The organism is Thalassobacter stenotrophicus (assembly GCF_001458315.1).
Taxonomy (GTDB): Bacteria; Pseudomonadota; Alphaproteobacteria; order Rhodobacterales; family Rhodobacteraceae; genus Thalassobacter; species Thalassobacter stenotrophicus.
The window spans coordinates 1-22310 of record NZ_CYRX01000010.1 but is presented as its reverse complement, the minus strand read 5'-3'; the positions used below and the strand labels follow the sequence as shown (position 1 = coordinate 22310).

The following is a 22310-nucleotide window of genomic DNA, read 5'->3' as shown; positions in this document are numbered from 1 at the left end:
TACTAGTGAGTATGGTGTCAACGAAATCAATACGGACAAGACCGCCATGCCCTTTATCGATACAGCCTTCACCGCACTCCAAAATCGCCTCGGCACTGAAATAGGTGTGTCGGACTGGCAAACCGTCGATCAGAAAATGATAGATGAGTTTGGCACCGTCACATTGGACCGGCAATTCATCCACAATGACCCGGCCCGCGCCGCGGCAGAGTCCCCCTTCGGCGGGACAATTGCCCATGGCTTCCTTATTTTATCGTTGGCCAGCCGATTTGCATTTGACAGTTTTCCCAACCAGGATGGTCAAGTCATGGGAATGAACTACGGCTTTGACAAGGTCCGTTTTCTGACGCCAGTGCCATCCGGCGCGCGCGTGCGGGGGCGGTTCGTCGCAAAAGATATTATCCGTAAATCAGATAGCCAACTGTTGCAAACAAGCGCAATGACAGTAGAAATTGAAGGCGGAGCCAAGCCCGCTCTTGTCGCCGATTGGCTGACCCTCGCCATCTTTGCATAAGCAGCTGACAACCGGAGACGAAAGACCATTGAGCCGCGCAAACCTTAAGCCAGAGATCGTTCGAACGGCCGCAATTTGCTTTGCAAAAAACGGTGTAGATGCCACGTCTATGGATCAAGTCGCACAAGAGATGGGCGCTTCGAAAGGCAAGGTTTATCATCACTTCAACAGCAAGGGTGAGTTGCTGTTGGCCGTGCGAAAACAGTCGATCTTGTCCGTGCTTAGCCGTGTAAAACCGATTGCAAACACTCCGGCACCAACGACACAGCGGTTTCTGGCGATGGCCCGTGCACATGTCATGGGTATCCTTGCCGATTTGCCTTACCATCGTGTCGTCGTCGAAAACCTGCGCGCGGGGCTGCGTTCAGACTTGCCAACCCATGAACGCGAACTGCTGGATGACATAAAATCCATGCAAGCCGGATATGAAGATCTGTTTCGAGATGTGATAACGGCGGGGCAAAAGGACACCAGCTTTGCCCAGCAATCGATTTCGGTTACTGTAAACAGCGTGCTTGTGCTCTTGAATGCGCCAATCTTCTGGTATCAGGCTCGTCCTGAAGACACAGATGAAACCCACCTCGAGATTGCAGAGCTCATCGCACAAATGGCTCTCGGAACACTGACCGCGCGCGCATAGCGTCTGGGCAAGCATTGGTTCATTTTACTTACAGCGTTTTCGTAAAACATACTGATTGGTATGTTTTGTGGAATTGAACCGCTGGAGGATCTACGATGGACACCACCTTTTCGCCCGAGGATGAAGACTTTCGCGCTCTGGTGCGCGACTTCGTCGAAAACAACCTGCCTCCTGAATACGCACGGATCGTTGCGGAGGGCGGTTATCTAAACAAGGAGCAACTACTGGACTGGCATGCGATCCTGCGCCGCCAAGGCTGGCTCGCCTACAACTGGCCTGTCGAATTTGGCGGAACGGGATGGGGGCCGGTCAAGACCCATATTTTCGATGAGGAAATGGCCCGTGCCGATGCACCCAAGGTGCTAGCGTTTAATTTCAAGATGCTTGCGCCTGTGTTGATGAAGTTCGGCTCGCAGGAACAATGCGATTACTATCTGCCTCGCATGATCGACGGCACAGATTGGTGGTGTCAGGGCTATTCGGAACCCGGAGCAGGTTCGGACCTAGCCAGCATTCGTACAACAGCGGTGCGCGATGGTGATGATTACATCGTCAACGGGCAAAAGACGTGGACCACACTGGGCCAATACGCGAATATGATTTTTTGCCTTGTCCGCACGTCAAACGAAGGCAAACCGCAGGCGGGTATTTCATTCTTGCTGATCGACTTGGCCACGCCGGGGATCGAGATGCGCCCAATCCGCACAATCGATGGCGGCTACGAGATCAACGAAGTGTTCTTTACCAACGTCCGCGTGCCGGCCTCAAACCTTGTGGGTGCCGAGAACGAAGGCTGGACTTACGCAAAATACCTTCTGACATATGAACGCACCGGCATTGCAATGGTTGGTGCGTCTAAGAAAAAACTTACACGGCTGAAAGACTTGTTTGCCGAAAAATCTCGTAGCCTTTCCGTCCATGAAAAGGCGCTTCTGGCGGCTCGGATCGCCCGGGTTGAGATTGATCTGGCGAACATGGACACCACTAACATGCGTGTCCTTGCCTCAGTTGCGGGTGGAGGGGCTCCCGGCGCAGAGAGTTCGATGCTCAAGATCCTCGGCTCAGAAATCCATCAAGAGCTCGACAGCCTCATCCGTCGCGTGGTGGGGCGCGACGCACAAGCACTGCGGTCAGGCGAACAGGCCCCCGCCGGCGCAACGAACGCAGCAGGCGTCTATTTCAACAACCGAAAACTCTCGATCTATGGCGGATCAAACGAAATTCAGAAGAACATCATCAGCAAGATGATCCTGGGGCTTTAGGAAATATCATGGACTTCACACACACTGAAGAACGGCAAATGGTGGTCGATACTCTTGCCCGCTATATCCAGAATGAATACAATCTGTCGGACCGGAACGATGCAGCAGCCAGCCCCCAAGGGTTCAGCGATGTCCATTGGAACAACCTCGCCGAATTGGGGATGTTTGGGGTCTTCTTTACCGAAGAACAGGGGGGCTTTGGCGGCTCTGCTTTTGACGTTGCAGCTGTCTTTCAAGAATTGGGCCGCGGACTGGTCGTCGAACCATTGCTCGATTGTGTGCTACGTTCAGGCCACGTCCTTGCCGCGGCAGGGGATTTTGAGCGGTTGGCGAAGGTAATAACTGGCGCCAGCCGCTACGTTGTCGCTCAAGCGCATACAACCGGTGACAGGGTAACTGCAAAGCAATCTGAGGCTGGCTGGATCCTGAACGGGACCGCACCCATGGTGAAATTTGCCGCAGGTGCCGATACCATTGTCCTCAGTGCGCAAAGCGGCGCGGACGCAGCACAGGCGTCCTTTTTTCTAATCGACCCGACAGCCAATGGCGTTGCGATAACCCATCACGACACCTTCGATGGTGGATCGGCTAGTGATATTCATTTCGCAGATTTAGCCATATCGAGCGATGCCCTCCTTGGATCAGCGCATCACGCCGATACGATCGTGCGTACCGCCGAAAACTGGGCGTGCCTCGCCATATGTGCCGAAGCTCTCGGCATCATGGAGGCGATCAAGGAAACCACGTTGGACTATCTTCGCACCCGCACACAGTTCGGCACCGTTATTGGACGCTTTCAAGCGCTGCAACATCGCATGGCTCAGGTTTTGCTTGAGATCGAACAGGCGCGCTCCGCCGTCATCAATGCTGCCGCTGCCGTGAATAAATCTGAGACAGATTGCGACAAGGCCCTATCAGCCGCCAAATACTCCATCGGGCGGATCGGCACATTGGTCGCCGAAGAGGCGATCCAGCTTCACGGTGGTATCGGCATGACGTGGGAATACGAGATGGGTCATTTCGCGAAACGTCTGGTGATGATCGATCACGAAATGGGTAACGCGGACCACCATCTGGCGCGCTATATGCAATTTGATCTAGTCTAGCTGCCTTTGAATACCGGCGTTTCGCGGCCCAGAAAGGCCGCGACGCCACGATCATGATCCTTTGATTGCGCAAGGTGCGTCTGCTCTTTTGCCTCATAGGAAAATATATCGTGTATATCCATCTGACCAGATTGCGCCACCAGCCGCTTTGCGGCGGTAACGGCCAACGGTGCCGCATCTGCGATGGTTGCAGCCCAAGTTTGTGCTGTTGCCAAGGCATCGCCAGGATCCGTGATCCTGTTGGCCAGACCAGTCTTAGCGCAGAGCTCTGCATCTAGGCTTTGGCCCTCGACAATAGCTTCAAGTGCGCGGCGCGATCCAAGTGCACGGGTCAGGTGCCAGCACAGCCCACCATCGGGGATCAGGCCTATGGCCGCAAATGCCAACGCTAACTTTGCTGTGTTCTCCATAACGATTAGATCACATGCCAGTGCGATGGCGGCCCCGATCCCGGCGGCATAGCCATGCACCGCCGCAATATAGATCTTGTCGCTGCTCCATATGGGCGCGAGGCAGGGACGAAATTCCTCCTCCAAGACCTCACCAGACGTTTTGGCAGACCGCGACTTGATATCTGCCCCTGCGCAAAACCCGCGCCCCACGCCTGCAATAACAACCACGCGCAGGGTCGCATCGGCCTCGACCTCTGCGACTGCCTGCGCCAGTTGCAGCCGCATTTTCTCGTTTAGAGCATTATAAGCGTCGGGCCGTTTCAACAAAATCGTTGCAACCAGGCCGTTTCGTTGAAGACTAACGTATTCGGTCATGTCACGAACCGGGTAAGGCGGTCAGAGATAAGGTGTTCGGCATCCTGCATGATCCGTTCGATCAAATCGGCACATGTCGGCACGTCGTTGATCAGCCCCGCCACCATCCCGCAAGACCAAGCGCCAGCATCCGTTTCGCCATCCTTCATGACGCGGCCATAAACCCCTGCGACTTGAGGGGCGATATCACCAAAAACCAAATCGTCGCCTCGGGCCGCCTCCGTCTCAAGGATGGTTTCAACCGCGGGATTTATCAGTACGCGTTCAGTATTGCGCAGAGGTCGCATAACCAACCGCGTGTCACGTTCGCTGGCCTTAACAATGGCCTGACGTACGTTGTCATGCACGGGGGCCTCACGTGTTGCGACAAATCGAGTGCCCATGTTAATCCCCTCCGCGCCCAACGCGAGTGCGGCCACGAGAGAGCGCGCATCCGCCATACCGCCTGAGGCTACTATCGGGATCTCCAGTTCATCCGCAGCGCGCGGCAGCAGGATCATATTGGGGATATCATCTTCGCCCGGATGTCCGCCGCACTCAAAGCCGTCGATAGAGACGGCGTCACATTCTATGTCTTGCGCTTTTAGAGCATGGCGTACGGAGGTGCATTTGTGGATCACTGTAATCCCCGCGTCCTTTAGGGTCCTCATATAGCGTTCTGGGCTACGGCCAGCGGTTTCAACCACCCCGACACCACCCGCGATGATCGCGTCTATCAAAGCTGGATAATCAGGCGCATTGATGCTGGGCAGAAATGTCAGGTTTACCGCAAATGGCTTTTCGGTCAGTGAACGACAGGTAGCAATTTCCGCTGCCAAACGCTCAGGTGTACCGAGAGTCAGCGCCGTGATAGTGCCCAGCCCGCCCGCGTTTGATACGGCGGACGCTAAGGGTGCAAGCCCAACGTAGTGCATGCCACCTTGCATAATTGGATGCGTGATCCCGAACAGACGGGTCATTCGGGTCTGCATATAATCCCTCCTTGGTGGGACGCAGCGGATGCTCACGCCCTTTGTCGTTCTGAGAAGTTGAATTTACTGAACGCGGGACCAGTTTTGACCATCACACAAGAAACCCACGCAGCCCTCTACACGCAAGCGGGTCGATCCCATGATGACCTTGGCATCAAAATTCCGGTCGGTTTCAGCATCCCAAACTGTGCCGCCGCCCCACTTGGTGTTACTTGTAGGCTGCAAGTCCCAGAAGATGGGCCGGCCGACAATTTCCGTGTGAGGTGTGTTAAAGGTTTGATGAACCGTCCCACACAACATTTCAGCATTGTTGTCACAAGGGTGCACGCGCACATGCAAATAGGCGCCTTTACGGTCGCGCTTTGTCTCCCAGATACCGTAAGGCTCGTTTGCGGCCGCAGGTGTGGTCATTGCAATCGCAGTCAGCGCCGCGCCAATCAGTTTTTTCATCTTCTCTCTCCCTTGGTTGAAATGCAGTTTTACGTTTCCTCAAACGTGGCCGTGCATCGGTTCGCCTCGCGCATGTGATGACACATCAGGCGATTTCTATTTTCATAAAACCTCAAATAAACCAGCGGCGCCCATGCCTCCTCCGATGCACATAGTGCAAACGACATACCGCGCACCGCGCCGTTTGCCCTCGATCAGTGCATGGCCGACCATGCGCGCGCCGGACATTCCGTAGGGGTGACCAACCGAGATCGCCCCGCCGTTGACGTTCAACAGCTCGTCGGGGATGCCTAGATGGTCGCGACTAGCAATGACCTGACTGGCGAAAGCCTCGTTTAGCTCCCACAGTCCGATGTCGTCGATCTTCAGACCGTTTGCCTTTAGCAGTTTGGGCACAGCGTAGATCGGGCCAATGCCCATCTCGTCAGGTTCGCAACCCGCAACCGACATCCCCACATATCGGCCCAGTGGTTCCAATCCCTCAGCTTCGGCGATACGGGCCTCCATCAACACGCTTATTGACGCACCGTCCGAAAGTTGGCTGGCGTTGCCTGCTGTGATGTATTGTCCTTGCTTGACGACCTGCCCATCAGCAAAAACGGGGTTAAGGCTCTGAAGGTTTTCTAGTGTAGTGGCGGGCCGGTTGCCTTCATCTTTTGAAAGTGTCACCTCCTCGTCCGAAACCTCTTTTGTGACCTTGTCCACGACCTTTTTGACCGCCCTCATTGCGACGATCTCGTCGTCGAATTTGCCGGCATCTTGGGCTGCCGCAGTGCGCTGCTGGGATGCCAAAGCATATTCATCCTGGGCCTCGCGGCTGACGTTGAACCGCTCGGCCACGTTTTCGGCGGTTTCCAGCATGGTCATGTAAAGCGCGGGCTTATTGGCTTTGATCCATGCATCGGTGGTCTGGAACGATTGGGGCACCTGGTTCATCGAGATGCTCTCGACACCACCGCCAACGGTCACGTCCATACCGTCGCAAATGATTTGCTTGGCAGCGGTGGCGATACCCATCATGCCGCTGGCACATTGGCGATCAATGCTTTGCCCCGCCACGCTGACAGGCAGGCCCGCGCGGATCGCCGCATTTCGGGCCACATTCATGAAATTCGTGCCTTGCTGTAGTGCGGCCCCCAGCACCACATCCTCGATGCGGGCGGGGTCGATGCCGGCACGGGCAACGGCATGTTCAATAGCATGGCCGGCCAGTGTCGGGGTAGGAGTTGCATTGAACGCACCGCGATAGGCCTTGCCGATCGGAGTGCGCGCAGTTGAAACGATGACGGCATCGCGCATGATTACAACCCTCCCTTAAGGTCGACGCCGAAATGGTTCGCCGCCTTACCCACAAATTTGAATGTCTGCTGAAAGCCCTGAACATAGGGATGCTGACCGGCCTCATCAGTGATCGCATCGATGTTTGCCGCGACCCCTTCTGCTGTCTGCTGATCCGGTTCCAAATACAGGCCTTCGGTTTCATAGACCTTGGCCGCAGCATAGGCCCCTGCCCCAGCGCAAAGTACCAACCGCGACGGAGCATCTTCACTCACCAAATAGCACAGACCAGCCGACACGCTTTGCGTCGTCATCAGCTCAAGTGCCTCGGGAGAAATCAAACCTTCGGTCATCTGTGTCGCTGCAGTCGGGGACAGGGCATTGACACGGATGTCATATTTTTCACCCTCGATATGCAGGACGTTCATCAGCCCGACCAACCCCATCTTAGCGGAACCGTAGTTGGACTGGCCGAAGTTGCCATAAATGCCCGATGATGACGATGTCATCACGATGCGGCCATAGCTTGCCTCTTTCATGTGGTCCCAAACAGCCTTGGTGCAAACAACCGCCCCCATGACATGTACATCCAAAACCAAGCGAAAATCATCCAACGTCATTTTGCTAAACGATTTGTCGCGCAGGATACCAGCATTGTTGACAAGGATGTCGATCCGCCCCCAACGCGCAATCGCCTGATCTACCATCTCCTTGACTTGCGCCTCATCGGTGACGTTGGCGTTGTGGGCAACGGCTTCACCACCAGCGGCGGTAATCTCGTCAACGACGGCCTGTGCAGCTACAGCGCCAAGATCATTCACGACGACTTTTGCCCCGCGCCGCGCGAGATCCAGTGCGTGAGAGCGGCCAAGCCCCGCGCCTGCGCCAGTGACGATCGCAACGCGGTTGTCAAATCGTATCGTTTGTTCGTTGGTTTGTGCCATGTTCTTTGTCATTTCATTAGGTCAAAAAAGGGCCGGATCGGCAGTTCGGGTGACATCACAACCCGATGCCACCTGCGCCAGAAGCGGAGCAGCCATCGGGAGTTCTAAGGTGAAGAAGTAGCGGCAGGTGGTGGTCTTACCCTCCCGCAGGCGATCATTCTGCGGCAGACCTTGCTCTAAAGAATGGGCAGCTACTGCTTGATCCAGCCATATCCACGCGACAACAACCAAGCAAAACGCTGTCTGAAACGGCGCAGCGTTATCCATCTGTCGGTCCTTGGGGTGTGTGCGGACTGCGTCAACCGTGCTGAAAACCTGCGACAGTGCCACGCGTAAGGCAGCGGCATTGCCAGACAACTCCGGGAAAGCCTCAGCCCTTGCACAGGTGTCGTCGATCCTGCGTTCCAGCACCTTTAACCCGCTCCCTTCGCGCAAAATCTTGCGGCCAAGTAGGTCGAGGGCCTGAATACCAGTCGTGCCTTCGTGAATCGGATTCAGGCGATTGTCTCGATAGAGCTGCTCAACATCAAAATCGCGGGTGTAACCGTAGCCGCCGTGAATCTGGATCGCCAGATCATTGGCCTTAGGCCCGTACTCGGACGGAAATGTCTTAGCAACCGGCGTCAATAATTCAAGCAACGCGGCATCTTCGGCATCGTCAGGCCGGTCAACAAGAGCGGCGCAATAAAGGCATAGCCCCATCGCCCCTTCGCTATAGGCGCGGATCGCCAGCAGCATCCGGCGCACATCCGTATGTTCGATAATAGCAACGGGCGCCCCCTCCCGCTGGCCGATTGCGCGGCCTTGCAGCCTTTCCCGCGCATAATCCACGGCGAGCAAATAGCCCCGGCAGGCTAGCGCGGCAGCCCCGAAGCCCACGGCGATGCGAGCCTCGTTCATCATCATGAACATTTGGCGCAGGCCTTGACCTGGTTCCCCAACCATCCAGCCGACAGCGCCGTCACCTTCGCCAAAGTTTAACAGGCAATTTGACGTGCCCCGATTGCCCATCTTGTGATTGAGACCGGCAACCGCAATGTCGTTCAGGGTCCCATCGGGCAGCACCTTGGGCACGATAAATAACGATATACCCTCTGTCCCGTCGGGCAGATCACCCGCATCGTTGGGTACTTTGGCCAGGACCAAATGCACGATGTTTTCTGAAATGTCTTGATCCCCGCCAGAGATCCACATCTTGTTGCCCGTCAGCCTGTAACGCGGACCGTGAGCATCGGCCCCATCAGCCACTGCGCGGGTGCGAACATCAGCCAATCCTGATCCGGCCTGCGGCTCGGACAAGCACATGGTGCCAAACCAGCGCCCCTCAATCTGCGGACGTGCGAAGGTATCAATCTGCACTTTATTGCCAAACGCCGCGAGCAGACGGGCGTTCGCACCCGTCAGCATTGTATAGCCAATAGACGAACAATTCGCCGCCGCAAACCAAGCATAGGACGCGCTGGAGAGAAGATAAGGTAACCCCATTCCGCCAAGGTTTTCGGGGAAACTGGCCCCGAAGAGGCCCAGATCGCGGAACTCCGCTAGAGCGGTCCCGATTTCAGGTAAAACATGGACCTGCCCATTCTCTAAACGCGGCTCATGCATGTCGGAAGTTTTGTAATGGGGTAGAAAGTGATCGGCGGCCAGTTTCTGGGATAAGTCGAAATAGGCACGCGCAGTCTCTCCATCAAACTCACTGTCTGAGAGACGGCTCTCCACATTCAACCAATCAAATAACTGGAACGCCATATCAGTTTCGCAAAGCAAGCGGTCGGCCATCTTATACGGTCTCTCCAACAGTTGCGTAGGCGGCATCGACCAGCGATTGGCCCCGCTCGTTCAAGAGAATGCCACCGCCCAGTTTGTTCATCGCATAGCCCATAGCGAAACCTGCATTCGGATCGGCAAAGCCGATGCTGCCGCCCATCCCGACATGGCCAAATGCGCCCTCGCCTAGTCGCACGGATGCACCCGCTGGCTGTTTTGGGTTGGGCATCGACAGCATAAACCCTTCGGCAAAGCGCGTCGGTATCAACAGCGTCTCATCACGCTCCGTTTCCATCGAGGGCTTGCGCATGGCATCAATGCGTGACCGGGACAGATAGCCTTTGGCCGTCGTCAGCGGCGCAAACATTCCCGCCAGACCACGGGCGTTGGCCACGCCCCCCGCCCCGCCAATCTCGGCTGCACGATAGGCGCGTTGGTTCATGTCAAACCCGCCGGTGTTCATGAAAGACAGGAACTGTATCGAACCCGGGTCGGACATTAGCGTCGTTAGGAATTCTGACGGTGGTGTCCCTGCTGGGGGCACGAATGGAATAGCCTGCGCCAGCCGTTTTTCTTCACTCGCAGGCAGCCCGATCCAGAAATCAAGCCCCAACGGCCCCGCGATCTCATCGCGGAAGAACGCGCCCAGCGATTTGCCGGAAACCCGTCGCACGACTTCGCCCACAAGCCAGCCAAAGCTGACCATGTGATAGCCGTTCTTTGTGCCGGGCGTCCAGAATGGCGCCTGTGCCGCGAACATCGCGGCGGTCGCCTCAAAATCAATGAACCCCTGTGGCGGCACCTTTGCCTGCAAAGCCGGAATTCCGGCGGAATGGTTTAGCAACATCCGCACTGTCACACAGTCTTTGCCATTGGCAGCAAATTCGGGCCAGTAATTCGCGACCGCCGCGTCCAAATCAAGCAGACCGCGGTCCACTAACAGATGCGCACACATGGCCGTCGCGGCTTTGGTACAGGAGTAGACAGGGACAATCGTATCACGCTGCCACGCCGCCTTGCTCGCTGGTGCGGAGATGCCGCCCCAAATGTCGACAACCGTTTTGCCGTCAACCGCTAGACATAGGCTTGCGCCGACCTCTCCACGATCTGCAAAATTGGCGGCAAATGCCTCGGCGACATCTTTGAACGCTGGATCGAACGTGCCCTCATACGGCTTGACCGATGTGCTTACCTCCGGTGCAGCCAGCATCAGGTCTACGGTTTCCTTGCGCCCGCCCTCAAGCTTGAAGAACGTCACTTCGCTGGGATCAACATCACGCATCTGCGCTTCAAAATCCTGCGCATTCCCGGGGAACAGCGTTTCGATCCGGCCATCATCCGTTAGATACCAACTCTTACAACCCGAGGCCCAAACTGTCTGCGACAGCTCTTTCTGCAACGCTTCGTTATAGGAGCGCGTGACTTCATTGCTCACCGTCACGCTCAGGTCGTTGCCAGCCTTCTGCACGGCCTGCACGATCCAGCCGACCGACTGCTCGATCAGATGGACGATCGACGTCGTTCCGACACCCGCATTTGGCCCCGTCACCAGAAAATAATTTGGAAAATGCGGTACCATCGTCGCGCGATAAGCCTCCGAGCCGTTTTCCCACCACTTGGACAGCGCAAGGCCCTCTTCGCCCCGAATATCCATTGAAAACTGGTGCCCCTGAACATCAAAGCCGGTCGCGTAAATGATTGCGTCAAACTCCTCGGAAACACCGTTCTCCGTAATGATCCCGGTTTCTGTCATCTCGGCAATCGGGCTGGTGATTAACGCCACGTTGTCACGGTTCAAGGAAGGCAGGAAATCATCAGAGATCAGGATGCGTTTACAGCCCAATTCATAGTCCGGCATGAGCGCATCGTGGTATTCTGTCTTGGTCACCTGACTGCGCATTGCGGATTTTATATCCTCGGCGGCAGCTCGGCGGATCGCTTCGTTTTTAACAATAGGGTAGAGCCGGTTTTCACGGTCCCAATACATATCATCACGATCGGTTTTGATCAGCGTTGGGTCGACACGGTAGGCCTCGATCTGCTCGTCTGTATAAGAAAAATCCAGTCGGGGCGCGATGTAGTTGGGCGTGCGTTGATAGAGGCTGACCTTGGCTGCAACTTTCGCCAGTTGCGGCACCGCCTGAATGGCACTGGCCGCACTACCGATCACCGCAATGCGCTTGTTCGTAGGATCAAACGAATGATCCCACCGCGCCGTATGCATTTTGACGCCCTGATATCTGTCATCGCCCTTGAAGGGCGCATAGTTTGGTTCATGCAACCCGCCTGAGCCGTTAATCACGAACCGTGATCTGACAACCTCACCGTCTTCAAATGTCGTGGTCCAAACGCCATCTACATCGTCATAAATGATCGATGCGATTTTGCGCTCGAGCCGGATGTGTTTGCGCACGCCGTATTTGTCGGCACAATGCTCAATGTAGGCTTGGATTTCAGGCTGGGGCGCGTAAAGGCGGCTCCAATTGGGGTTTGGTTCAAACGAGTAGCTATAAAAATGCGATTGGATATCGCAGGCGGCACCGGGATAGGTGTTCAGATACCATGTACCACCGATGCCGTCGGCTTTGTCATAAATCCGGAAATTCGTAATGCCTGCCTCGCGCAGCTTGATCCCCGCACAGACCCCAGAAAACCCTGCTCCAATAATAAGCACTTCAAGATCGCCGGAGGCCTCATAGGCCCCGTCTCTGCGTTCGATGCTGGCCAAGCTGGCCGCATAATCCGCGCGCAGACGTTCGGTACGCGCCTCGATGTGGGGCAGCATTTCGGCATGGGTGAAGGCATAAAACCGATCCTGTTGGATCGTATCCACGACCAAGTTACCGATGACGCTTGGATCCATTCCATTGTCCACCAACGTCTCGACAAGCTTCATGCTTTCAGAGGCTTCGACGTTATCCATCTTTGAGCGGGATGGCCGCATCGTTTGCGATTTGTTGATGTCGGTGCGTACCCACGCAGGGCATAAAACGCTGACGCCGATCCCACTTCCCGCGAGGTCCTCGCGCAGCGTTTCGGAATAACCGACGACCGCGAACTTCGTTGCCACATACGGCGCGCCGCTGGCAAATGCGATATGACCGGCGATTGATGCCGTGTTGATGATGTGTCCGCCCTCGCCGTGCGCTTTGATCAGCGGGGTAAAAATCTCAACCCCGTGCACAACTCCCATTAGGTTGATGCCAACACTCCAGTGCCAGTCATCAAGGGGGATTTCTCCTGTCGGCCCGCCACAGGATACACCCGCGTTGTTCACAAGAATGTGGACCTTGTCGAACCTCTCCAGCGTACGGCGCGCCGCCAGATCGACACTGTCCGCATTTGCCACATCGCAGACGACGTAATCGGCGTCCACGCCCTTCTCCACAAGCGATGCGACAGCCTCTTTCAGGCGGTCTTCGCTCAGGTCCGAGAGCATGATCTTGGCACCCCAGTCACCAAGGCTGCTGGCAATCGCCAATCCGATACCACCCGCGCCACCAGTAATGAACGCTGTCTTTCCGTTGAAGTTCTGCATGGTTCCTCCAGTTACTGGAAAACCTTGCCTTCGATTACAGAAATGATAAATCGTGTAAGCAATGATTACCAAATGATCGACGGGAGGGAATGAGAAATGGACAGCCTTGGACATCTTCGACAGCTTGTTGCGCTGGCTGACACGGGAAACTTCCGCAAAGCTGGCCAAAAACTTGGAATTTCACATTCTGCTGTCAGTCAGACCATTAAACGGCTGGAGGCCGAACACGGCACCGAACTGTTTGACCGCACCCGCCATGACGGTTCCCGAAACGAAACGGTGCCGACGGCCCTTGGCGAACGGATTATCGCTGCTGCGCGAATCGCAATTAACGAAATGGAAGCCGCGGCCCGCGACGTCCAAATGCTGCGCGATCTTGAGGCCGGTCAATTGCTGATCGGAACCGACCCAACCGTCTCTGAAAGCCTCTTGGCACCGGCTATGGCGCGACTGATCACGTCGCACCCTGACTGGCGCTTCAAAGTCATCATTTGTAATCGTAACGAGTGGGAACGCTACCTGGAAGAACGTCAGATCGACATTTACATCGGGCTGCGACCCGACCGCGAATCCGATGCCTTGCGCTACCGCGCGCTTGAATTGGTGCCACCGGTTGTCTTGTGTTCCGCAGATCATCCCCTTGTTGGACAAGGGCCCATCGGGATCGAAACTCTCACAACCTATTCGGTGATTGGCGGCGATGTGCCAGACTGGTTCTTGTGGGGGATCATGGAAGCATATCCCGAAACGTTCCCTGATATTAGCACCCTGCGTGACACATTCCTGACCTCTCAAGGTCTTGGTTTGCTGCGACAGTTGTTATTGCTTACCAATGCTGTAGCTACTTTGCCGGAATTTATCGTGCGAAAAGAAATCGACACGGGGCAAGTCTGCAAGCTGGACATCATCGACTGGCCTTACAATCGGCGCACAATCCCCGGCGTGGCTGCGTGGCTTAACCAGCGCCCCCTGCCCCCTGCGGCCCACCAGTTGCTGTCACATATCCAGACGGTGTTGCGCTACGGTGTAAATGAATTCCGGGCCGGGGCGGGATTACCCTGAATTCAACAAGTAGTGGCCATCCCGAAAGATGGCCACTTTTAAGACAAGCCTATTACTTCTTAGATTTTCTGAACCGCTTGCAAATTATCGGTATGGCCATCGCGGGTCAGACCGAAGCGGCGCAGGCAGTAAATCGACGCAATATGTAGCACTACCATCAAAATTGCATAAGGCAGCGCGATGCCTTGCATTACCTCTTCGCTCATTAACTCGCCCGTTCCAGGTGATGCGCCAAATGTCAAAAGTGCACCCGACACGAACGTGCCAAAGCCGGTCACAATCTTGGCGGTAAAGGAGAACGTAGCAAAATAAAGCCCTTCGGCACGGTGCCCTGTATTGCGCTCATCGCCCTCGACCAGATCAACGACCATCGAAACACTCATGATCGAAAGTGAAATCGTTACAGCCGTTGTCACAAAGGTCGCAAGAGCGACGACATAGAACATGTCTGTCGATCCGTTCTCGGGCAGAATTCCTGCTGATTTCGCCGCGATTAAGATCACCGACAAAACCATCGATATCCAGGACAGCGTGACAACGACCGACTTCTTTTCGCGCCCCTTGCTTAATTGAGACGTCCCCAAAAAGGCGATGATCGCAGAGGGAACCATCGTTAGCGCCGCGAGCCCTAGCTGACCGGTAGACAAACCGAAGTAGTAGATGCCGAAATAGAGCTGCAACGTCGTAGCAATCCCAGCGACAAGACTGCTAAAGACCGTCCCGATAAAGACCGCGCGGAAAGACCGGTTACGAAAAATATACTTGACGTTTTGCATGAACGAAAACCCATGGCCTTCGCTTTCGGCGTCCGGCTTTGAGTAATGCTTGATAGCGCGATGCGTTCCCAACGATGAAATCAGCATTGCCACCCCCATCACAATTGCTGCCGTAATCGCGTAACTCTTATAGCCCTCAAGGTTCATGATCCCGTCGTCGTATTCAACCGACGGCGCCAAAAACACGCGGTAGACCACAACGGCCATGATGACACCGGCCAGCCAGCCCATCATCAAGCGCAAACCTGAAAGGGCTGTGCGCTTGTCATAATCGTGCGTTAACTCCCCAATTAAAGCAGAATTGGGAACCTCGAAGAATGTGACCGACAGACGTACTGTGATCGCCATCACTGTCAGATAGATGAACAAGCCAGTTTGACCCAGATCTGGGGGCGTCCACATATAGAAATAGGCGATACAGGTCGGCAAGATCGCTGCATACATGAACGGATGTCGACGCCCTAATCGCGAGTTATGGCGGTCGGAAATGTACCCGACCAACGGGTCCGATACCGCGTCAAAAAGCAAGGCTATCAACAATGAAAGACCAACCAGGATCGCAGGCAACCCCAATACTTGGTTGAAGTAAATCATCAGGAACGTAGCAAAGCCGTTGTTCTTGATGCCGTAGGCGATGGACCCGATCCCATAGGCGAGCCGCGTGCCCCATCCGATTGATGTGCTGGTCATTGCTTTCTCCCCAGAGTCTCTGAATACCGGACTTCGCCGGATTCCACAATTTTTCTAAGTTCGTGCTTGAGAACCTTGCCGGTTCCGTTTCGTGGCAATGCGTCCAGCAGGACGACATGTGCTGGCCGCTTGAAACGTGCGAGTTTTCCTTCGCACAGTGTTTCAATTTCGGCGGCGTCAAATGGGATGTCAGGGCGCAGGACTACAACCGCGCAGCCGACCTCCCCCCAACGTTTGTCAGGCACACCGATGATCGCTGCTTCCACGATGGCAGCGTGCTCATAAAGGACATTTTCAACTTCGGCAGGATACACGTTTTCGCCACCTGAAATGTACATGTCCTTCAAGCGGTCCTCGATATACAGATACCCCTCAGTGTCTTTGCGCCCGATATCGCCGGTACGGAACCATCCATCATAAAAGGCTTCCGCCGTGGCTTCTGGCAAGTTCCAGTATCCTGGTGTCACAACAGGCCCCCGCACCCAGATTTCCCCCAGTTCGTCTGCCCCAGCTTCGGTCATTTCATCTTTCATGATTTTCATGGGGCCATACATGGTCGGCATGCCGGTCGAGCCGTGTTTGCGGCCGACGTCCGCGTGGGGCAGCAGGCAGCCCGCCGAAGCAGTCTCCGTCAGCCCGTAACCCTCAAGGATCTGCACGCCACGATCCGCCCACCATTTTACAAGTGGTTCGGGCACCGTCTCGGCCCCGGAAATAACCGTGACCAAACGAGAAAAATCAGAGGTTTCCGCGCTGGCACTTTCGCGCAACGCATTGAAAGCGGCCGGAACAGCGAATGTATGCGTGACACCAAGCTCAGGGTTTGAAATCGCGGTCAGCACGGCTTCAGGCTCAAAAGCTCGCATGATGATGCTAGTGGCTCCGATCGAAAACATCGGCAAGCAGCTGACATTCATTGCCGCGATATGAAACAGCGGCATCGCTGCAAGTGAAACGCTATTGGAAGATGTACGGCATGGCCCGAAACTGCCGGATGCCGAAAAATGGATCATACCATGGGTGATAATGACGCCCTTAGGTCGCCCTGTCGTACCTGATGAATACATCAGCATGCACTGGTCTTGCAGGTGCTGTGGGATACGATCCGAAACAGGTGTGCTCTGCGAAGCGATGGCAGCTTCAAAGGGGCTGTCGCTTCCGTCACCGTTAGACGCGATCCAATCAGTCACCGCCGGCGCATCGATTTCGCTTACAAGTTCAGATAGGCTCGCGTCGTGAACGACCACCTGCGCACCCGCATCGTTTAGGATAAAACCCAATTCTTGCGCGGATAACCGATGGTTCAGCGCCAACACCACCCCTCCAAGCCGCCATACCGCGAAGGTCAAATCCATGATGTCTGATGAATTGGGCATCAAGAAAGCGACCCTATCGCCGGCCTCAACACCGCGGACGCGCAGCCCTGCTGCGATCTTGCCCACACGAATGTGCATCCCACCATAGGTTTGCACGCGCCCCGATGGCAGTTCTCGCATGGCTATGGCTGAGGGTTTGACTGCGGCATGGTAGCCGACCCAGTCAATCACCTCATACCCTGACTGGGCCGAGGCTGCTGGCCTAGGCGTAACATCGATTTGCATTGGTTCTCCTCCCAATCAGAGGCTTAACCTGCAATTACAATCAGAATAAATCCTGTAAGTATCACTAACCTATCAGTGAGAGAGTTGAGGCAGCACTGCTTGGGCCACCGCACCTCAAGTCGCGCTGAGACAATTTCAAGCGGCAGCCCTATGAAACATATTTCACGGATCGTTTTCACTCTTGGCCGAAGTCTTTGCCCAAATAGACCGCTGCGGCTCTACAATGACCCAATCCTCGTGGCCGCCGAATGCCATATAGGAGCTGCTGGAAGGCAATTTAGAAATGTGAATACGGAGGTGTTATGATGCCGATCCGACTATTGAGATTGCGGTGAACATGCCCGGATCATGATTAGTGAGGTGCAAAGGCAGGCTTCAATGACTGCTTCGAAAGGGTGTTTTGGCCTCGGTACTCATTCCAGAATTTGTCAAAATAGGCTCCTACTCGTCACTCGACACTCGTTGCTTGAAGATCTGGTGCGCGAGCAGTTTCTACCCTTAACACTTTGCGACCAATGGCTAGTTCTGGCATGGTACGCACCATTTTCCGCATCAGACGGCGCGCCCTTTCACAGCAGCCTGATCTTGAGAAATTCGGCGATCTGCATTGCGAGGTTGTCGAAGTGAGAGGGTTTGGGCTGGAATGCCTCATCCAAAGCAAGCCTCTGGCCGCTTTTTCGTTCTTCGTCCGCATGACCGGAGATGATGATGATCGGGATGTGGGGCCATTCCCTAGCGCGCAACCCTTGCGCAAAGGGTCAGCCGTCGCGCCCGTCCCTGTCTATGTCTACCAGAATGATATAGGGTACGGCTTCTTATGGGGTTTAGTCCGCCAGATAAGCCGATGCTGCGAGGAGCACGTTGAAGCTTCTGTTGCTTATAGACTACTCCGTCATCTTGCGGTCTTTGGCGTCATCGTCAACCAGGATAACCGTTTTGCGCGGCCTGCCGAGCTGGCCTCAATTATAAAACGTGGCATCGCCAATCTCATACTTCTAGCGACGCTCTTAGGCTTTCACGCCAGCATCTTATTCATTGGTCGCTCTGATAATGTGTTCCGCACTCCCCATCCTGCTTAGAGTTTCATCCTTTACCGGGAGGGATGACTAACACCTTAGTGGCCTGACTTCAGAGGGCTTGGGACGCCCAGATATTGTCCTCTAATGCTTTGATCTTCCGACAGCGCTGAAGATAGGTATGCCAGCGCATCCTTTTGGGCTTCGGGGGCAATGGAACACATATACCGCCGCCTTTCTGCCCAAGCCTTTGACGTAACCGGATCGCACGCGTTATCCGCCGATTTGCGACACTTTCGCGCTCGACGGAGTAACGTGCACCAACGCATTTTCTACACTTTGTGGGATACAGTACCGCACAGCGACGACCACACATCGGGCACACGAACCAGTAGCGGACTCCGCCAAAGTGACAGGTTGTTGAGGTGATATTGACCGGGCACCCTGCATGGTGGAAGCGACCAAAAGGCGGAGACTTGCCAAACGACCGGATGTCGATCTGCGCGAGGCGTTCACAAATCATTAGGCTAAAGTTCCCTTCTTAGCAGCAGCCGCCGCCTCGAGTGCGGTGACCATTGGGGCCCATGTGTCCATATCCCTTTCAAGACGGGCGACATCATAGTCACCTGTGCGATCACGGTAGAACCCTAAAAGCGCGTCTGGCAGCTGGTGCGCGGTAGAAATCAGAGCAATATCAAATCCGATATGATCGATAAAACTGAGAGGGTTGTCCTCATTGAGCGAGAAGTCCCAGATCACTTCGAACAGAAGCAGAATTTTTTCACGATCTGTCATAGTTTAACCTTTCCAAAGTTAATTTCGCGCTGGCAGGCGCTCTTAATGCTGGGCAAAGACACGAAGTCAGCCCAATCAGTATCAACTTGTGAGGGCATCCTAAGGGTCGTTTGAATGCCTTCATTCGTCAGCCGCTGGATGAGGCATTCGGCGCTTTTGCTGCCGGCACTATTTCCGTCATTGTCAGCGAATATGATGACGCGGGTGGTGCCCGTAGGTGGCTGCCAAGACTGCATCATGCCGGCGCTGAGTGCCGCCCATGTAGGCGTCCCGAAGAGCAACTTTGCAGCAAGTGCGGTCTCGATCCCCTCTGCAATCCCAAGAATGGGCGCCGGTGGCGCGAGGCGCACCGCAGACCCCCGAGCTACGGCCCCTTTGGCAAACCGTCGAGGTGAGTTTACGGGCGCCTTTCGCCCTTCGTTAAGCAACGTATAATGAAGCGTAGCAACGCGATCGTCAGGCGCCTGAACGGCTGCGAGCATAGCGTCCCATCGCCCCTTGCCCTGCCCCGGTGGTAACCAGCGTAGTGTCGGAGGGAACGCATCAAGGTCGATCCCTCGGTGCTGGAGATACGTGTCCACTGGATCTTGATGTTCGACCGCAATGCCACGACTCCATAGTTTTTTGCGCTCAGCGCGAGCCCATTCATCGTGGTTATTCCGAATTTGCTTAGTAGAGGCAGATGCCGTCTTTGTACGTCTATCCGGACATGAAACCAAAGTACGACGAACGCGTGCCGCGGCATCAGCAAATGACAATTGATCTCGCTTCATGAGCAGATCGATACCGGTGCCCGGGCCACAACCATTGCAAAAGTAGGTACCTGTCCCACTCTTGTCATCGAACCGGAAGCGATCTTTGCCTCCGCAAAGCGGACAGGGCCCGTGCCGATTACAAAGAAATTTCGAATCGAAACCCAAATGTTGAAGTACGTCCCGCCACAGATACCCGGCTTCATCGTGGATGTCAGTCACGGGAAATTCACCCGATCCTATTTTTTCAGCAGAAAGCATTGAGCTCTCCCCCCTTTTCTCTTGGCAGGAATACTCCGCCAGAGGAGCAGAAAATGAAGGGGAGCACCTCGGTCTGCTGTTGGGGCTGAAGACGACCGTTTAGGTGGGAAAGATGCCCCACAGCGCATCCTGGCTCCGCCACCCCCGACTTAGTCAGTATACCGGCGGAACTGGCTTCCGGGTTTTTCTCCGGGTTTCTCATTAGCTAAACTCGCGATTTTTTGGAGTTAGAAAGCGGTCTAGACGAGCCAATAGTGTTGGATGCGGCTTAGCCCCTTGGCGTACCAACCAGACCTTCAAAGCTATAGGATTTATTTTGAAGCGTGCCGCACGCCGTCCGCCGTTCCCATAGGAATGCGGAACTATTACTCCAGCGGCCTTCAGCATTGAGAAGTTAGCGCGGGCTTGGCGCTCACTACATTCGCCCCACTCAGCCATTTTCTTCATTCCCGGATGGACGTACCTTAAATTACGCGCATGGATGCGAGCGCTATGCCCAACCAAATTCGAGAGTTGATTACGAAGGCTTGGGGGAAACATCTCACGGTTTCTCCGCATGGTTTTTCGCAACTGAGAGACTGTGCGGTTAATCTCAATAACCAGGGCCGGTTTTTCTCTTGAATGGCCTGCGACCATACGAACTCGGGAGCTGCGTGCGCTTACGTTCATGAATGCACTCCTGTAAACACCTCAGCCCAGGACGCATAGAAATGCGCAATGCAGATTTCACACCGCCTATGCAATCGAGTGCGCAATAGCCTCGCGGCTTGTTGAAAAGGCCCAATCAATAGATGAGCGCTCGTGCTCTTCTAAGCATAAAGATGCGAGGTAGTTCACATGGCGGATTGGCGATATTTTCATTTTGCATTCCTTTAATTCGTTTGAACAAAACGGCGTGCGAAGCTGTCGAAGGTTTGTGAAATTCAGATTCAACCCCGTCCACTCGTTTGGCTAGGTCTTGTCACGCTTGGTCAGATGACTGCAAACTTGCGAGCCATTCAGAAATGGCGCTTTCAGGCCAAGCAACGGCCTGACGCCCAATCCGGACCGGACGCGGAAACTCATTGCGGCTCATTTTATCGTATATTGCGCTGCGGCTGAGACCTGTAATCTCCCCCACAGCTCCACGACGCAGATGTTTCTCCAACAATTTATCTCTCCTTGGTTTTAATAAGCTCACCAAGGATCATGGAGGTTTTCAAAAATGATTGCGTTACCCGTAAAATTAAATTCTCGGGCTTACGGCTTACTTTTGAAATTCTTTTCTGATCTTCTTCAATGATTTCAGTGCGGTCGCGGCCTCTATTGGCTCACCGTCTTCAGTTACGATTTCAAGCTCTTGAAAAAGAGCCTGTAGGAAGCGACCAAGCGGCCCCGGCGTATACATCTTTTCCGTGCAATGTCGTATTCGTATCATATGAAGTTCGAAGGGAGTACTGTTCGCACTGGGACTTAAAGTAGCAGCGTTGTGAGCGAAACACCGTCCGTTCTCAAGGTAGTCTTTGATTTCGCTATCAGATACTTCAACCGGTGTTCTTGTAATAGGTCCATCCCACGTCCCGCGCCCCCATACATCTAGAGCCACTTTAGCAACCGATGCGGCACGCCAGTTCACTAAATTTCGTCTTTGGGTTGGTTCTCTAAAGTATTTAGATCTGCGCTTTACGCGTGTCACGTCGTTCAGAAGTCTTCTAAGTACAAACTTAGACAGTCCTACGGACGAGTAAAATTTTGGGGCACAATTGTCATCCTCCACGTTCAATGGGAACAGAGATGAAAGTGTCAACTCCTCCACAGTCTCTGCAGATAAATCATCAATTTTCGTGATTAGTTCTTGTACATCTCGTCGTAGCTCTGTCAAATCAAGAATGTCGGGAGAGTATCCCAATTCTTTATAAGCGCTTCTGTCCGCATGTATTAATCTGAGGGCATACATATGGCTCGAAGGCGGACCTGAACGGTCAATGGCATCCACTTCTGAACACTTGAAAGATGGAAGATACTCTTCAATTATGTTGGCGACGGGTTCTCTAATTTTATTTTTACAACTATTCTGGTTCAAAAGGGCTTTGTTGCACAAACCCGCTTGGGGACGTGTTTCCCCTGACCCCGGACGGATT

At 54.5% G+C, this 22310-nt stretch carries 19 protein-coding genes; 6 read left to right on the top strand and 13 right to left on the bottom strand.

The genetic code is table 11. From position 1 onward, the window contains the following. The first annotated feature begins 46 nt into the window (after nucleotides 1–46). The 4 genes from THS5294_RS03305 (at nucleotide 47) to THS5294_RS03290 (ending at nucleotide 3522) form a co-directional block, all read left to right on the top strand. Entirely contained in the window at nucleotides 47–514 is a 468-nt protein-coding gene (locus THS5294_RS03305) for a MaoC family dehydratase (protein ID WP_058122610.1), read from the top strand. Next, a complete protein-coding gene (locus THS5294_RS03300) occupies nucleotides 507–1154 on the top strand; it encodes a TetR/AcrR family transcriptional regulator (protein ID WP_082644936.1) in 648 nt (215 codons plus the stop codon). The genes THS5294_RS03305 and THS5294_RS03300 overlap by 8 nt, the downstream gene beginning before the upstream one ends. Nucleotides 1155–1249: 95 nt before the next feature. Next, nucleotides 1250–2416, top strand: a complete 1167-nt coding sequence (locus tag THS5294_RS03295) for an acyl-CoA dehydrogenase family protein (protein ID WP_058122608.1) — start codon at nucleotides 1250–1252, stop codon at nucleotides 2414–2416. A gap of 8 nt (nucleotides 2417–2424) precedes the next feature. After that, nucleotides 2425–3522 carry an acyl-CoA dehydrogenase family protein gene (locus THS5294_RS03290; RefSeq protein WP_058122607.1) on the top strand — a complete coding sequence of 366 codons (1098 nt, stop codon included), beginning with the start codon at nucleotides 2425–2427 and terminating at the stop codon, nucleotides 3520–3522. Here the strand turns inward: THS5294_RS03290 and THS5294_RS03285 are convergent. From THS5294_RS03285 to THS5294_RS17900, 7 genes are all read right to left on the bottom strand, one after another. Beyond that, nucleotides 3519–4289 carry an enoyl-CoA hydratase/isomerase family protein gene (locus THS5294_RS03285; RefSeq protein WP_058122606.1) on the bottom strand — a complete coding sequence of 257 codons (771 nt, stop codon included), beginning with the start codon at nucleotides 4287–4289 and terminating at the stop codon, nucleotides 3519–3521. The genes THS5294_RS03290 and THS5294_RS03285 overlap by 4 nt on opposite strands. Next, nucleotides 4286–5260, bottom strand: coding sequence for an NAD(P)H-dependent flavin oxidoreductase (locus THS5294_RS03280; protein ID WP_058122605.1), 975 nt, complete (start codon nucleotides 5258–5260; stop codon nucleotides 4286–4288). The genes THS5294_RS03285 and THS5294_RS03280 overlap by 4 nt, the downstream gene beginning before the upstream one ends. Before the next feature lie 63 nt (nucleotides 5261–5323). After that, nucleotides 5324–5710, bottom strand: coding sequence for a DUF2147 domain-containing protein (locus tag THS5294_RS03275; protein ID WP_058122604.1), 387 nt, complete (start codon nucleotides 5708–5710; stop codon nucleotides 5324–5326). Between the two features lie 102 nt (nucleotides 5711–5812). Continuing rightward, entirely contained in the window at nucleotides 5813–7009 is a 1197-nt protein-coding gene (locus THS5294_RS03270) for an acetyl-CoA C-acyltransferase (RefSeq protein ID WP_058122603.1), read from the bottom strand. Nucleotides 7010–7011: 2 nt separating this feature from the next. Further along, nucleotides 7012–7932 carry an SDR family NAD(P)-dependent oxidoreductase gene (locus THS5294_RS03265; RefSeq protein ID WP_058122602.1) on the bottom strand — a complete coding sequence of 307 codons (921 nt, stop codon included), beginning with the start codon at nucleotides 7930–7932 and terminating at the stop codon, nucleotides 7012–7014. Between the two features lie 21 nt (nucleotides 7933–7953). Next, nucleotides 7954–9711 carry an acyl-CoA dehydrogenase family protein gene (locus tag THS5294_RS03260; protein ID WP_058122601.1) on the bottom strand — a complete coding sequence of 586 codons (1758 nt, stop codon included), beginning with the start codon at nucleotides 9709–9711 and terminating at the stop codon, nucleotides 7954–7956. Between the two features lies 1 nt (nucleotide 9712). Beyond that, nucleotides 9713–13237, bottom strand: coding sequence for an SDR family NAD(P)-dependent oxidoreductase (locus tag THS5294_RS17900; protein WP_158508575.1), 3525 nt, complete (start codon nucleotides 13235–13237; stop codon nucleotides 9713–9715). Nucleotides 13238–13333: 96 nt separating this feature from the next. Here THS5294_RS17900 and THS5294_RS03250 point away from each other — a divergent pair, with 96 nt between their 5' ends. Next, nucleotides 13334–14299 carry a LysR family transcriptional regulator gene (locus THS5294_RS03250; protein WP_058122600.1) on the top strand — a complete coding sequence of 322 codons (966 nt, stop codon included), beginning with the start codon at nucleotides 13334–13336 and terminating at the stop codon, nucleotides 14297–14299. 59 nt (nucleotides 14300–14358) lie between these two features. On the opposite strand, the gene THS5294_RS03245 is transcribed toward THS5294_RS03250, so the two are convergent. Further along, a complete protein-coding gene (locus THS5294_RS03245; protein WP_058122599.1) occupies nucleotides 14359–15765 on the bottom strand; it encodes an MFS transporter in 1407 nt (468 codons plus the stop codon). After that, nucleotides 15762–17366, bottom strand: a complete 1605-nt coding sequence (locus THS5294_RS03240; protein WP_058122598.1) for an acyl-CoA synthetase — start codon at nucleotides 17364–17366, stop codon at nucleotides 15762–15764. The genes THS5294_RS03245 and THS5294_RS03240 overlap by 4 nt, the downstream gene beginning before the upstream one ends. Nucleotides 17367–17896: 530 nt before the next feature. Here THS5294_RS03240 and THS5294_RS03235 point away from each other — a divergent pair. Beyond that, nucleotides 17897–18445 (top strand): hypothetical protein, encoded by a 549-nt coding sequence (locus THS5294_RS03235; RefSeq protein WP_058122597.1) that lies wholly within the window; start codon nucleotides 17897–17899, stop codon nucleotides 18443–18445. 459 nt (nucleotides 18446–18904) lie between these two features. Here THS5294_RS03235 and THS5294_RS03230 read toward each other — a convergent pair whose 3' ends face one another. The 4 genes from THS5294_RS03230 to THS5294_RS18315 all read right to left on the bottom strand — a co-directional run. Continuing rightward, nucleotides 18905–19177 carry a hypothetical protein gene (locus THS5294_RS03230; RefSeq protein ID WP_058122596.1) on the bottom strand — a complete coding sequence of 91 codons (273 nt, stop codon included), beginning with the start codon at nucleotides 19175–19177 and terminating at the stop codon, nucleotides 18905–18907. Beyond that, nucleotides 19174–20190, bottom strand: a complete 1017-nt coding sequence (locus THS5294_RS17890; RefSeq protein WP_072936684.1) for a toprim domain-containing protein — start codon at nucleotides 20188–20190, stop codon at nucleotides 19174–19176. The genes THS5294_RS03230 and THS5294_RS17890 overlap by 4 nt, the downstream gene beginning before the upstream one ends. A 961-nt stretch (nucleotides 20191–21151) precedes the next feature. Then, complete coding sequence (locus tag THS5294_RS17885; RefSeq protein WP_306434196.1) at nucleotides 21152–21370, bottom strand: helix-turn-helix transcriptional regulator; 219 nt, start codon at nucleotides 21368–21370, stop codon at nucleotides 21152–21154. Between the two features lie 66 nt (nucleotides 21371–21436). Beyond that, nucleotides 21437–22310 (bottom strand): hypothetical protein (locus THS5294_RS18315; RefSeq protein WP_158508574.1); only part of this gene is annotated, 874 nt, incomplete at its 5' end.